Source organism: Streptomyces sp. YIM S03343 (genome assembly GCF_054729195.1).
This window is the reverse complement of record NZ_JBPUKX010000001.1, coordinates 3231411-3245389: the sequence shown is the minus strand read 5'-3', so window position 1 is coordinate 3245389 and position 13979 is coordinate 3231411. Positions and strand designations below refer to the sequence as shown.

General features: G+C 73.2%; 8 protein-coding genes. 7 read left to right on the top strand and 1 reads right to left on the bottom strand.

Translation table 11 applies throughout. From position 1 onward, the window contains the following. Window positions 1-123: 123 nt before the first annotated feature. From ACSYGN_RS13690 to nudC, 5 genes are all read left to right on the top strand, one after another. On the top strand, window positions 124-510 hold the full coding sequence (locus tag ACSYGN_RS13690; protein ID WP_460395317.1) for an MGMT family protein: 387 nt from the start codon (window positions 124-126) through the stop codon (window positions 508-510). 284 nt (window positions 511-794) lie between these two features. Next, the gene (locus ACSYGN_RS13685) at window positions 795-4154 is read left to right on the top strand and encodes an ATP-dependent helicase (protein ID WP_460395315.1); all 3360 of its coding nucleotides are present in this window, start codon (window positions 795-797) and stop codon (window positions 4152-4154) included. Window positions 4155-4427: 273 nt separating this feature from the next. Then, a complete protein-coding gene (locus tag ACSYGN_RS13680) occupies window positions 4428-8117 on the top strand; it encodes a UvrD-helicase domain-containing protein (protein ID WP_460395313.1) in 3690 nt (1229 codons plus the stop codon). A 10-nt stretch (window positions 8118-8127) separates the two neighbouring features. Next, complete coding sequence (locus ACSYGN_RS13675) at window positions 8128-9531, top strand: dipeptidase (protein WP_460395311.1); 1404 nt, start codon at window positions 8128-8130, stop codon at window positions 9529-9531. Window positions 9532-9685: 154 nt separating this feature from the next. Next, window positions 9686-10630 carry an NAD(+) diphosphatase gene (gene nudC, locus ACSYGN_RS13670; protein ID WP_460395309.1) on the top strand — a complete coding sequence of 315 codons (945 nt, stop codon included), beginning with the start codon at window positions 9686-9688 and terminating at the stop codon, window positions 10628-10630. 87 nt (window positions 10631-10717) lie between these two features. Here nudC and ACSYGN_RS13665 read toward each other — a convergent pair whose 3' ends face one another. After that, the gene (locus tag ACSYGN_RS13665; protein WP_460395307.1) at window positions 10718-10960 is read right to left on the bottom strand and encodes a mycoredoxin; all 243 of its coding nucleotides are present in this window, start codon (window positions 10958-10960) and stop codon (window positions 10718-10720) included. 288 nt (window positions 10961-11248) lie between these two features. Here ACSYGN_RS13665 and ACSYGN_RS13660 point away from each other — a divergent pair, with 288 nt between their 5' ends. After that, complete coding sequence (locus ACSYGN_RS13660) at window positions 11249-13462, top strand: ATP-dependent DNA helicase UvrD2 (protein ID WP_460395305.1); 2214 nt, start codon at window positions 11249-11251, stop codon at window positions 13460-13462. A 165-nt stretch (window positions 13463-13627) separates the two neighbouring features. Beyond that, the gene (locus ACSYGN_RS13655; protein ID WP_460395303.1) at window positions 13628-13948 is read left to right on the top strand and encodes a hypothetical protein; all 321 of its coding nucleotides are present in this window, start codon (window positions 13628-13630) and stop codon (window positions 13946-13948) included. The last annotated feature ends 31 nt before the right edge of the window (window positions 13949-13979 follow it).

Here is a 13979-nt window from a genome sequence, read left to right as displayed (position 1 = left end):
GACGGGGGCGTCAGGGTGCGACAGCGGGAGCGGACAGTCTGCCGGACGCGCCGTTTCGGTGCGAAGGAGCGAGCCTCCAACGGGCACATCGCGTTGTCGGTGGGGTGGGGCAGGATGGGGCGAATGAGCGAGGAGAGCCTTCCCCAGGACGCTCGCGCGGAGTGCGCGGACGCCCTGCCGGACTATGCCGAGCGGGTCCTGGAGGTCGCGGAACGGATCCCGCCCGGGCGTGTCATGACGTACGGAGACGTCGCCGAGTGGCTGGCGGAGGGCGGCCCGCGGCAGGTGGGCCGGGTGATGGCGCTGTACGGGGCCCCCGTCCCATGGTGGCGCGTCATCCGCGCGGACGGAATCCTGCTGCCCGGCCACGAGCTCGAGGCGCTCGCCCGCTACCGCGCAGAGGGCACCCCGCTCCGGGACGCGGGCCGCGCGGCCGACGGGCATCTGCCGCGAGTCGACATGCGGCGGGCGCGCTGGGACGGCGGCACGGGTGTGGAGGATCACACCTGACAGCTTCCGGCATCGCAGGGACCCGGCGGCGGGATGTGGTCCGTACGGGTGACAGCGGGGACACGGCTGCGATGCCGTACGTTCGAGGGGCGAGGGACGCGAGTGACGCGCCGGCCGGATGAGCCGCGAGAGGTCGGAGCGCTGTGAGGGAAGAAGCGGAAGCACGCCTTCCGTAGTGTCCGCCGGCGTAGCGTCGGCCGCACGTGTCCCCCTCACCCCGCGGCCACCGCCTCCCGCGCACGGCAGTCAGGCAACCAGCACAACCACCAGGACCGGCGAACCACGTGAGCTCCTCTTTCTCCACCCGACGCCCGACGCACCCCCAGGTGCGGCAGGGGAGCCGTGGCGCTTACCGACTGGTACGTACCCCGCCGACGGAACCGGTCCCCCCTCGTCTTGACGCGGCACAGCGCGCCGTGGTTGACCACGGGGCCGGACCGCTGCTCATTCTCGCCGGTCCCGGCACCGGCAAGACCACCACGCTCGTCGAATCCGTCGCCGCCCGCATCGCCCGCGGCACCGACCCCGAACGCGTCCTGGTGCTCACCTTCAGCCGAAAGGCCGCCGTGGAACTGCGCGACCGCATGGCGCTGCGCATCGGCGCGGCCCGTGCGCCCCGGGCGACCACGTTCCACTCGTTCTGTTACGCCCTGGTCCGAGCCCACCAGGACAGTGATCTGTTCGTCGAGCCGCTGCGCCTGCTGTCCGGGCCCGAGCAGGACGTGACCGTCCGCGACCTCCTCGCCGGCCAGCCCGGCCTGGAACGGCTCGGCCTCGCGCATGTGCGCTGGCCGGACGAACTGCGTGCCTGCCTGACCACCCGAGGCTTCGCCGACGAGGTCCGCGCCGTCCTCGCCCGCAGCCGCGAGCTCGGACTGGGCCCCGCGGCCCTGGACGCCTTCGCCCGCCGTATCGGCCGCCCCGACTGGCGGGCCGCCGCCGCGTTCCTCGCCGAGTACCTCGATGTGCTCGACCTCCAGGGCGTGCTCGACTACGCCGAACTCGTCCACCGCGCCGTCCTCCTCGCCCGGCGCCCCGAGGCCGCGGCACAGCTCGCCGCCCGCTACGACGCCGTGTACGTCGACGAGTACCAGGACACCGACCCCGCCCAGATACGGCTGCTGCACGCCCTCGCGGGCGACGGGCGCACCCTTGTCGCCCTCGGCGACCCCGACCAGTCGATCTACGCGTTCCGCGGTGCGGACGTGAACGGCATCCTCGGCTTCCCGACGGCCTTCCCGCGCGCGGACGGGCGCCCCGCCCCCGTGCAGGTGCTGCGGACCTCCCGCCGCTCCGGAGCCGCCCTCCTGGCCGCCACCCGGCTGCTGACCCGGCGCATGCCGCTCACCCGCCTGCCCGCCGACAAGGTGCGCGCGCACCGCGAACTCGCCCCCGCGCGCGAGGGCGGCAGCGTCGAGGTCTACACCTACCCGACACCCGGCACGGAAACGGACAACATCGCGGACATCCTGCGGCGTGCCCATCTGGAGGACGGCGTGCCGTGGGGCGAGATGGCCGTCCTGGTGCGCGCGGGCTCCCGCACGATCCCCACGGTCCGCCGCGCTCTCACCTCGGCGGGCGTCCCCCTGGACATCGACGGCGACGACCTCCCCCTGCGCCACGAACCCGCGGTGACCCCGCTCCTGACCGCGCTGCGGGCGGTCGCCGAGGCGGAGGCGGGGGGCGGCGGTGAGCGGGGGAGGGGCACCTCCGGCGGAGCGGACCGGGCAGACCCCGTAGGTGACAGCGAGGCCCCCACGGACGCCCCGTGCTGGCTCGACACCGAGACCGCGCTGACCCTGCTCGCCTCCCCCCTCGCCGGCATGGACGCCGCCGATCTGCGGCGGCTCGGACGAGCCCTGCGCGAGGAGGAGCGGGCCGGCGGGAACGCCGTACCGCCGCCCTCGGACGAACTGCTGACGAGGGCACTGGCCGAGCCGGAACGGCTCGTCACCCACGACCCCGCGTACGCGCGCGGGGCCCAGCGGCTCGGCGCACTGCTCAGGAAGGCCCGTGAGCGCCTCGCAGGCGGCGGCACGGCCGAAGAGGCGCTCTGGGACCTGTGGGAGGGCACCCCCTGGCCGGGACGCCTCGAACGGGCAGCCCGGCGCGGTGGCGCAGCCGGACGCAACGCCGACCGCGACCTGGACGCGGTGTGCGCGCTGTTCGCGACCGCCGCACGCGCGGAGGAACGCACCGGCGGACGCGGCACGCTGAACTTCCTCGCGGAGGTCGAGGCCCAGGACATCGCCGCCGACACCCTCACCCGGCGCGCCGTGCGCCCCGACGCCGTACGCCTGATGACCGCACACCGTTCCAAGGGCCTGGAATGGCGCCTGGTCGTCGTAGCGGGCGTCCAGGAGGGCCTGTGGCCCGATCTGCGCCGCCGCGGCTCCCTCCTGGAGGCCGACCGCATCGGCCGCGACGGACTCGCCGAGCCCCTCACCCCCGGCGCGCTGCTCGCCGAGGAGCGCCGCCTGTTCTACGTCGCCGCCACGCGTGCGCGGGAACGTCTCGTCGTCACCGCCGTGAAGGCGCCCGCCGACGACGGCGACCAGCCCTCCCGCTTCCTCACCGAACTCGGCGTCGAACCCAAGGACGTCACCGGCCGCCCCCGCCGCCCCCTCTCGGTCGCCGCCCTGGTCGCCGAACTCCGCGCCACGACCGTCGACCCGCGCGTGTCCGACGCCCTCAGGGAGGCCGCCGCCCGCAGACTGGCCCGGCTCGCCGCACTCACCGACGAGGACGGCCGCCCACTGGTGCCCAGCGCGCACCCCGACCGCTGGTGGGGCATGTTCGACCCCACCGAGAGCAGGGTGCCGCTGCGCGACCGCGGCCAGCCCGTGGTGCTGTCCGGCAGCGCCCTGGACCAGCTCGCCAACACCTGCGCCCTCCAGTGGTTCCTGGGCCGCGAGGTGAAGGCCGACACGCCCGCGACCACCGCCCAGGGCTTCGGCAACGTCGTGCACGTCCTGGCCGACGAGGTCGCCTCGGGACGCACCCCCGCAGACCTCAACGTCCTCATGGAGCGTCTGGAGTCGGTGTGGAACGCGCTCGCGTTCGACGCGCCGTGGAAGTCGGCGCAGGAGAAGGACAACGCGCGCGTGGCGCTCGAACGCTTCCTGACGTGGCACGTCATGGACCGCACCGGCCGCACCACGGTGGCCAGCGAGCACGACTTCGACGTGACGCTGGAGGCCGGCGACTACCAGGTGCGCATCCGCGGCCAGATGGACCGCGTCGAGGCCGACCACGAGGGACGTGCCTACGTCGTCGACTTCAAGACCGGCAAGCACACGCCCAGCGCCGCCGAGGTCGCCCGGCACCCGCAGCTCGCCGTCTACCAGCTCGCCGTCCGCGAGGGCGCCGTCGACGACGTCTTCGGCGGCACCCGCCCCGAGCCGGGCGGCGCCGAACTCGTCCAGCTGCGGCAGGCAGCCGCCCAGCGGGACGGCGGCGAGACTCTGCCCAAGGTGCAGGCCCAGGAGCCCCTCCAGGGGGAGTGGGCGGGGGAACTGCTGGCCACCGCCGCCGGCAAGGTCCTCGACGAGCGGTTCTCGCCCAGCGCGGGCCAGCACTGCGCGCACTGCGCCTTCCGCGCCTCCTGCAGCGCCCGCCCGGAGGGCCGGCACGTGGTCGACTGACCCGAGTGCCGCGGCAGGCAACGTTCGCCCCGTCGCGACGTCCGGCACGCACTCTCGCCGCACCGGCCGAAAGCCCAAGTACGTCCAGTCCGTCAACGGGGCCTTCCGGCCGGCACGCCGAGAGCACGCACCGGACGCCGCTCCTTCACGGGCGAACGTTGCCTGCCGCGGCACTAGTGAGCGATCGCACCCCACCCGCCGACCTGCACTTTCCCTCGCCAGCCGGGGCAATCCGGTCATCCGGTGTCAGTGCCCGCCGTTAGCCTCTGCGACATGCCCGCCCGTATCACCGATCCCGAGCAGCTCAAGGAGCTCCTCGGGATCCCCTTCACCCCGGAGCAGACGGAGTGCATCACCGCGCCGCCCGCCCCGCAGGTGATCGTGGCCGGAGCCGGATCCGGCAAGACCACGGTGATGGCGGCACGCGTGGTGTGGCTGGTCGGCACCGGACAGGTCGCCCCGGAACAGGTGCTCGGCCTGACCTTCACCAACAAGGCGGCCGGCGAACTCGCCGAACGCGTCCGCAAGGCACTCGTCAAGGCCGGAGTCACCGACCCCGACGCCCTCGACCCCGACCACCCCCCGGGCGAGCCGGTGATCTCCACCTACCACGCCTTCGCGGGCCGCCTCCTCACCGACCACGGCCTGCGCATCGGACTGGAACCGACCACCCGGCTGCTCGCCGACGCCACCCGCCACCAACTGGCCGCACGCGTACTGCGCGCCGCACCCGGCCCCTACCCGGCGCTCACCCGCTCCTTCCCCGACCTGGTCAGCGACCTCCTCGCACTCGACAGTGAACTCGCCGAACACCTGGTGAGCCCGCAGGACCTGCGCGGCCACGACACCGAGCTGCTGCACACCCTGCAAGGCGTCCGGCTCAGCAACGCCGACCTGCGCAAGGTCCCGGAGACCGCCGCCGCCCGCCGCGAACTCGCCGACCTGGTGCTCCGCTACCGGGCCGCCAAACGCGAACGCGACCTGCTCGACTTCGGCGACCAGATCGCCCTCGCCGCCCGCCTCGCCACGCTCCCCGAGGTCGGCCGCATCCTGCGCGACGAATTCCGGGTGGTGCTGCTCGACGAGTACCAGGACACCTCGGTCGCCCAGCGCGTCCTGCTGGCCGGACTCTTCGGCTCCGGCACCGGCCACCCCGTCACCGCCGTCGGCGACCCCTGCCAGGCCATCTACGGCTGGCGCGGCGCGTCCGTCGCCAACCTCGACGACTTCCCCGAACACTTCGCCCGCACCGACGGCGGCCCCGCCACCCGGCAGGCGCTCGGCGAGAACCGCCGCAGCGGCGGCCGCCTCCTCGACCTCGCCAACGGCCTCGCCGAACCCCTGCGCGCCATGCACGCGGGCGTGTCGGCCCTGCGCCCGGCCCCCGGAGCCGAACGAGACGGCACGGTGCGCTGCGCCCTGCTGGCCACCCAGGCCGAGGAGATCGACTGGATCGCCGACTCCGTCGCCCACCTCGTCGCCACCGGCACGGCGCCCGGTGAGATCGCCGTCCTGTGCCGCACAGCGACCGACTTCGCCCAGATCCAGGGCGCCCTCGTCGCCCGCGACGTACCCGTCGAGGTCGTCGGCCTGTCCGGACTGCTGCACCTGCCGGAGGTCGCCGACCTCGTCGCCGTCTGCGAAGTCCTCCAGGACCCCGGCGCCAACGCCTCCCTGGTGCGCCTGCTGACCGGCCCGCGCTGGCGCATCGGCCCCCGCGACCTCGCCCTCCTCGGGCGGCGCGCCCGGCTGCTCGTCGCCCACGCGCGCGCGGTCGACGACGACCCGGACCGCAGGCTCGCGGAAGCCGTGGAGGGCGTCGACCCGTCGGAGGTGATATCGCTCGCCGACGCCCTCGACACCTTCCTGGAGACCCCCCTGGGCGGCACCCCCGGCGAGGGCGACACCGACAAGCTGCCCTTCTCGGCCGACGCGCGCGTGCGCTTCGCCCGCCTGGCCGCCGAACTGCGCGACCTGCGCCGCTCGCTGTCCGACCCCCTGATGGACGTCCTGCACCGCGTCCTCGCCGTCACCGGCCTGGAGGTGGAGCTGTCCGCGTCCCCGCACGCCCTCGCCGCCCGCCGCCGCGAGACCCTGTCCAACTTCCTCGACGTCGCCGCCTCCTTCGCCGGCAACGAGGCCGAGGCCGGCCTCCTGGCCTTCCTGGGTTTCCTGCGCACCGCCGCCCAGTACGAGAAGGGCCTCGACAACGCGCTGCCCGGCGGCGAGAACACCGTCAAGGTGCTCACTGCCCACCGGTCCAAGGGCCTCGAATGGGACGTCGTGGCCGTCCCCGGCCTGGTCACCGGCACCTTCCCCAGCGGCCAGGGCCGGGAGAAGTGGACCGCGCAGGCCAAGGTCCTGCCGCACCGGCTGCGCGGCGACGCCGACACGCTCCCCGATGTGGCGACCTGGGACGCCAAGGGCCTCAAGGCCTTCCACACGGCGATGAAGGACCACCAGCTCACCGAGGAGCTCCGCCTCGGCTACGTCACCTTCACCCGCCCCCGCTCCCTCCTGCTCGGCTCCGGCCACTGGTGGGGACCCACCCAGAAGAAGAGCCGCGGGCCGTCGGACTTCCTCAAGCAACTCCACGACCACTGTGCGGCCGGGTACGGCGAGATCGAGGCATGGGCGGACGAGCCCGGCGAGGACGACGAGAACCCCGCCCTGCACCGCGCCACCGCCGACCTGGCGTGGCCGCTGCCCCTGGACGACGAGGCCCTCCGGCGTCGCCGCGCCGCCGCCGAGACCGTCCTGGCCCACCTGGAGCGGCAGACCGCCCACCATCCGTACGGCCTCGGCCCGGCCGCCGCCCTTGGCTCAGCCCCGGACGAGGCGGCCACCCGTCATACGGACACCACGGACCCCACGGACAGCTACGACGACCCGGACTGGCCCGTGCCGCCGGACGACGAGCCCTTCCCCGAGGAGCCCTTCTCGGACGACGCCTTCCCCGAAGAGGACGACCCCTTCGGCGCCGACGTCTTCGAGGACGATCTCGGCACTCCCACCGGGGCCGCCCCCACCGGGGCCGCCCCCACCGGGGCCGCCCCCACCGGGGCCGCCCCCACCGGGGCCGCCCCCACCGGGGCCGCCCCGACCGAGGACACCGCCGACTGGGACTCCTGGACCGCCGCCCGCCCCGCAGACCGCCCCACAGACCGCCCCGCCATCCCCCACCAGGCCCCCGCCCCCGACGAACCCCGCCAGGACCCCCTCACGCCCGAGGAGGCCCGCACCGTCGCCTCCTGGGACCGCGACCTCGACGCCCTCGCCGGAGAGCTCCTGAAGGCCCGCCAGGACGTCACCGACGTACCCCTGCCGCCCACACTCACCGCGTCCGAGCTGCTGCGCCTGGCCGCCGACCCGGACGCCTTCGCACAGGAACTCGCGCGCCCCCTGCCACGCCCCCCGCAGCCCGCCGCACGCCGGGGCACCCGGTTCCACGCCTGGGTGGAGTCCCGCTTCGAGGAATTGACGCTGCCCTTGCTCGACCCCGACGACCTGCCCGGCAGCGAGGCCGAGATCGCCGACGAACGCGACCTGGCGGCCCTCAAGGACGCCTTTGAGCTCACGCCGTACGCGCGCCGCACCCCGCACCGGGTGGAGGCGCCGTTCCAGCTGGAGATCGCCGGCCGCGTGGTACGGGGCCGGATCGACGCCGTCTACAGAACAGGTGACGGCGACGGGGCCACGTACGAGATCGTCGACTGGAAGACCAACCGCACCCGCACCGCCGACCCGCTCCAGCTGGCGCTGTACCGGCTGGCCTGGGCCGAGCAGCAGGGCGTGCCCCTGGAGTCGGTCACGGCGGCCTTCCTGTACGTGCGAGGCGGCGAGATCGCACGACCGGAAGAGCTGCCCGGACGGGCCGAGTTGGAGCGGATCCTGCTGGGTCAGGACCAGGGAAAGCCGTTGTGTGACCAACCGCCCAGCCAGGATGCCGCCGCGGGCCGATAGGCTCGTGACCATGAGCCAGTCCCCGGACAGCGCTGTCCGCACGTACATCGAGCAGCACCGCACTGCCTTCCTGGACGACCTCGCTGCCTGGCTGCGGATCCCCTCCGTGTCCGCCCAGCCAGACCACGCACCCGATGTACGGCGCAGCGCGGACTGGCTGGTCGACGCATTCGCCCGCACCGGCTTCCCGGTCACCGAGGTCTGGGAGACCGCCGGAGCCCCCGCCGTCTTCGCCGAGTGGCCCGCCGACGATCCCCAGGCGCCCACCGTCCTGGTCTACGGCCACCACGACGTGCAGCCCGCCGCACGCGAGGACGGCTGGCACACCGAGCCCTTCGAACCCGTCGTCCGCGGAAACCGGCTCCACGCGCGCGGGGCCGCCGACGACAAGGGCCAGGTGTTCTTCCACACCCTCGGGGTGCGCGCCCACCTCGCCACCACCGGTCGCACCAGCCCCGCCGTCCACCTCAAGCTCCTGATCGAGGGCGAGGAGGAGTCCGGCTCCCCGAACTTCCGGGAACTCGTCGAGAAGCACGCCGAGCGGCTCGCCGCCGACGCGGTGATCGTCTCCGACACCGGGATGTGGTCCGAGGACACGCCCAGCGTGTGCACCGGGATGCGCGGCCTCGCCGAGTGCGAGATCCGGCTCCACGGCCCCGACCAGGACATCCACTCCGGCTCGTTCGGCGGCGCGGTGCCCAACCCCGCGACTGCGGCCGCCCGCCTGGTCGCCGCCCTGCACGACGAGCACGGGCGCGTGGCGGTCCCCGGCTTCTACGACGGTGTCGTCGAGCTCACCGACCGCGAAAGAAAACTCTTCGCCGAGCTGCCCTTCGACGAGCTGAGATGGCTGCGCACCGCCAAGTCTCACGCCACCCACGGTGAGGCCGGACACACCACCCTGGAGCGCATCTGGGCCCGTCCCACCGCCGAGGTCAACGGTATCGGCGGCGGCTACCAGGGACCCGGCAGCAAGACGATCATCCCGTCCTCCGCCATGGTGAAGCTCTCTTTCCGGCTGGTCGCCGGACAGGACCCGGACCACATCGAGACCGCCGTGCGCAGCTGGGCCGCCGTGCAGCTGCCCGCCGGGATTCGGCACGAGATCACCTTCGCCCCGGCCACCCGGCCGTGTCTGACCCCGCTCGACCATCCCGCCCTGGAGTCCGTCGCCCGAGCGATGGGCCGTGCCTTCGAGAGCCCGGTGCTCTTCACCCGCGAGGGCGGCTCCGGGCCCGCCGCCGACCTCCAGGAGGTTCTCGGCGCACCGGTCCTTTTCCTGGGCGTCTCCGTGCCGTCCGACGGCTGGCACGCGCCCGACGAGAAGGTGGAGATCGACCTGCTGCTCAAGGGTGTCGAGACCACCGCCTACCTGTGGAGCGACCTCGCCGAGAACTGGCGCTATGTCCCCTGACGACCCGGGGCCCTCCCGAGCCGCGTTCCACGCGCACACTGGGAAGGCGGGCCCTCGCACCCCGTCCCCGCCCGGACCCGGTCACCACCCGTCGTACGACCCGATGAACCGCTTGCCGAAACAAACCAATGCACCGGGGGAGTTGGAAGCACCCGTGACCACCTGGACCGACCACACCGCCGAACGACCCATCTCGCTCACCGCCCCGAGCGGCGTCGACCGGGCCGCCCACCATCGGCTCGACGAGGCCTGGCTCGCGGCGGCGTGGAGCCACCCCACGACCCGCTGCTTCGTGGTCTCCGGCGGCCAGGTCCTCATCGACGAGACGTCGGACGGCCGGACCGAACTCGTGATGACCCCGTCCTTCGAGGCCCCCCTCACCGAGGCGCACCGCTACTTCCTGGGCATCGACCAGGACGGCATCCGCTACTTCGCGCTCCAGAAGGACGCCCTGCCCGGCCGTATCGACCAGTCGGCGCGCCCGGCCGGACTGCGCGAGGCCGGACTGCTGCTCTCACCGCGCGACGCGGGACTGATGGTGCACGCCGTCGGTCTGGAGAACTGGCAGCGCACCCACCGCTTCTGCTCCCGCTGCGGCGAGCGCACGGTGATCGCCGCGGCCGGTCACATCCGCCGCTGCCCCGCCTGCGGCGCCGAGCACTACCCGCGCACCGACCCCGCGGTGATCATGGCGGTCACGGACGACGACGACCGCATCCTGCTCGGCCGGCAGGTCCACTGGCCCGAGGGCCGCTTCTCGACCCTCGCCGGTTTCGTCGAGCCCGGCGAGTCCGTCGAGCAGTCGGTGCGCCGCGAGATCTTCGAGGAGGCCGGCCTCACCGTCGGCCGGGTCGAGTACGTCGCCAGCCAGCCCTGGCCGTTCCCGTCCAGCCTCATGCTCGGCTTCGTCGCCCGCGCCACCACGACCGAGATCAACGTCGACGGCGACGAGATCCACGAGGCCCGCTGGTTCTCCCGCGACGAACTGCGGACCGCCTTCGAGTCCGGCGAGGTCCTGCCCCCGTACGGCATCTCCATCGCGGCCCGCCTGATCGAACTCTGGTACGGCAAGCCCCTGCCGACGCGCACCTTCATCTGAGACCCGGGTTCGTCCGACATCTCCGGACACGACGAAGGCGGTCCCCGAGCCCACCTCGGGAACCGCCTTCGTCACGACCGGCTGCGGTCAGACGCTGATCCTCTGCTTCACCTGGGCGAGCGACGGGTTCGTCAGCGTCGAGCCGTCGGCGAAGAGCACCGTCGGCACCGTCTGATTGCCGTCGTTCGCCTTCTCCACGAAGGCCGCGGATGCCGGGTCGTGCTCGATGTTGATCTCGGTGTACGCGATGCCCTCGCGGTCGAGCTGGCTCTTCAGTCGGCGGCAGTAGCCGCACCACGTGGTGCTGTACATCGTCACAGTGCCCTGCATCTCGGTCGCGCTCCTCAGGCAGCTCGGGAAAGAGGTCCGGGGTGGGAACGCGCCGGGCGGGACCGGCATTCCCTCCCGGGGTATGCGGGCGGGTGACGTCTGCCGCATCGGTCCGGGCGGTGCCGGGACGGGGGCGATGCGGTGGCTTGGCGCGGTGGCTTGGACGTGGTGGCTCGGACACGGTGGCGTTGATACGGCCATATGGCCGGGCCTGCGCTGATACGACCGCGAGGTCCCGCCTGTGGACAACCGGCGCAGCAGTCTCCGGCGACCTGGCAGCATGGCCGTGTGACAGCAGCAACGCACTCCACCCTCTTCCCGCAGGTACCGGACTCGGCCGACGCGGTGCTCGACGGGCTCGACCCCGAGCAGCGCGAGGTGGCGACCGCCCTCCAGGGACCGGTGTGCGTGCTGGCCGGGGCCGGTACCGGCAAGACCAGGGCGATCACCCACCGCATCGCCTACGGGGTGCGCGCCGGGATCCTGCAGCCGTCGAGCGTGCTCGCCGTCACCTTCACCAACCGGGCCGCGGGCGAGATGCGCGGCCGGCTGCGGCAGCTCGGCGCGCAGGGGGTGCAGGCCCGCACCTTCCACTCGGCGGCGCTGCGGCAGCTCCAGTACTTCTGGCCGAAGGCGATCGGCGGCGCCCTGCCCCGGCTCGTCGACCGCAAGATCCAGCTCGTCGCGGATGCGGCGGCCGCCTGCCGTGTCCGCCTCGACCGGGGCGAGCTGCGGGACGTCGTCGCGGAGATCGAATGGGCCAAGGTCACCCAGACCGTGCCCGCCGACTACGCGCCCGCCGCCGTCAAGGCCGGCCGGGAGGTCCCGCGCGACCCGGCCGAGATCACCCAGCTGTACTCGGTGTACGAGGATCTCAAGCGGGAGCGCGCGGTCATCGACTTCGAGGACGTCCTGCTGCTGACCGTCGCCGTGCTCCAGGACCGGCACGACATCGCCGGACAGGTCCGCGCCCAGTACCAGCACTTCGTGGTCGACGAGTACCAGGACGTCAGCCCTCTCCAGCAGCGCCTGCTGGAGCTGTGGCTGGGCGACCGCGACAACCTGTGCGTGGTCGGCGACGCCAGCCAGACCATCTACTCCTTCACCGGCGCCACCCCCGACCATCTGCTCGACTTCCGTGTCAGACATCCCGGCGCCACCGTCGTGAAACTGGTCCGCGACTACCGCTCCACACCCCAGGTCGTCCACCTGGCCAACGGCCTGCTCGCCCAGGCCAGCGGCCGGGCCGCCGACCACCGGCTCCAGCTGGTCTCGCAGCGCGCCGCGGGCCCCGAGCCGGGCTACACCGAGTACCCGGACGAGCCCGCCGAGGCCGAGGGCGCCGCCCGCCGGATCCGCGAGCTGATGGACGCGGGCGTCCCGGCGAGCGAGATCGCCGTCCTGTTCCGCACCAACGCCCAGTCCGAGACCTACGAACAGGCCCTCGCCGACGCCGGGGTCCCGTATCAGCTGCGCGGTGCCGAGCGCTTCTTCGACCGGCCCGAGGTGCGCAAGGCGATCGCCGAGCTGCGCGCCGCCGCCCGCTTCGGCCGCAACGACGCGCTCCTCGCCGACACCGTGGACCTGCCCTCCCAGGTGCGCGCCGTGCTCTCGGGGGCGGGCTGGACCCCGCAGCCCCCGGCTGGTTCCGGCGCCGTCCGGGAGCGCTGGGAGTCGCTGACCGCGCTGGTGGACCTCGCGCAGGCCTTCGCCGCGGCGAAGAGCGGCGCGGATCTCGGCGACCTCGTCGCGGAACTCGACGAACGGGCGGGCGCCCAGCACGCCCCGACCGTGCAGGGCGTCACCCTCGCCTCGCTGCATTCGGCCAAGGGCCTGGAGTGGGACGCCGTCTTCCTGGTCGGGGTGGCCGAGGGGATGATGCCGATCAGCTACGCCAGGACCGACGAGCAGATCGAGGAGGAACGCCGCCTCCTCTATGTCGGCGTCACCCGCGCCAGGGAACGGCTCCAGGTGTCCTGGTCGCTCACCAGATCCCCCGGCGGGCGCCCCAGCCGCCGCCCCAGCCGTTTCCTCGACGGCCTGCGCCCCGGCTCGGCGGGCCCGGGGGGACGGACCTCGGCGGGCGCGTCCGGCGGAGGCGTCGAGCGCGGGCACATCACCGCTGCCGCGGCCGATGCCGACGCCCTCGTCCCTCGGCGGGCCCAGCGCAGCCCCGCACGCTGCCGGGTCTGCGGGCGGACCCTCACCGACGCCGGTGAGATGAAACTGATGCGCTGTGAGGACTGCCCCTCGGACATGGACGAGGGGCTCTACGAGCGGCTGCGCGAGTGGCGTGCCGGGCAGGCACGGCTCAGCGGGCAGCCCGCGTTCTGTGTCTTCACCGACAAGACGCTGATGGCCATCGCCGAGACGGTCCCCGAGGGCGACGGCGAACTGGCCAGGATCCCGGGGGTCGGAGTGCGCAAGCTGCGCCGTTACGGGGCCGATGTCCTGGCCATCTGCGCGGGCCGGGAGGCCGGGGAAGCCATGGCCGGGGACTGACGGGAACTCGTCGGAAAAATAGTTTGCGCAAGCCCCAGCAATCCCCATAGGTTCTAGGAACGGAAACGGGGACCTTCTCGGAGGCACTGATTCCGTGTTCTACTTGCATGCCCGACGGACTGACTCACCCCCAGTCCCCCTAGACGCCGAGAGGAGGCGAGTCCAGTGATCAGCATCGAGACCAGCACCACAAGCATCGTCAAAATGACCGGTCGCTCGGCCGTCTCCCTGTGCATGCTCGGCGCCTCCAACCCGGGCACCGGTCTGTCCGGCATTCGTGCCGTGCGCCCGGAATCCTCCGTGTCTCTGGCGGGTCTCCCTGCCAATGAGCGCGATGAGCGACCGACCAAGGCACTGGAAGCAGTAGTGGCACAGGCAAAGGCCTATGCCTTTACGGCAGCCGGTGCCGGAAGCCGGAAGCAGACGACGCAGCACCACCTGATGTGGGCCTTCCGTGGGCCAGACCCCTGGAGTGATCCAGTCTGATCGTCGATCAGGCCGGCGCCTTCAGGGCCGC

Coding starts and splice junctions, on each gene's coding strand:
- ACSYGN_RS13690 (WP_460395317.1), top strand. CDS start 124: ATGAGCGAGGAGAGCCTTCCCCAGGACGCTCGCGCGGAGTGCGCGGAC.
- ACSYGN_RS13680 (WP_460395313.1), top strand. CDS start 4,428: ATGCCCGCCCGTATCACCGATCCCGAGCAGCTCAAGGAGCTCCTCGGG.
- ACSYGN_RS13675 (WP_460395311.1), top strand. CDS start 8,128: ATGAGCCAGTCCCCGGACAGCGCTGTCCGCACGTACATCGAGCAGCAC.
- ACSYGN_RS13665 (WP_460395307.1), bottom strand. CDS start 10,960: ATGCAGGGCACTGTGACGATGTACAGCACCACGTGGTGCGGCTACTGC.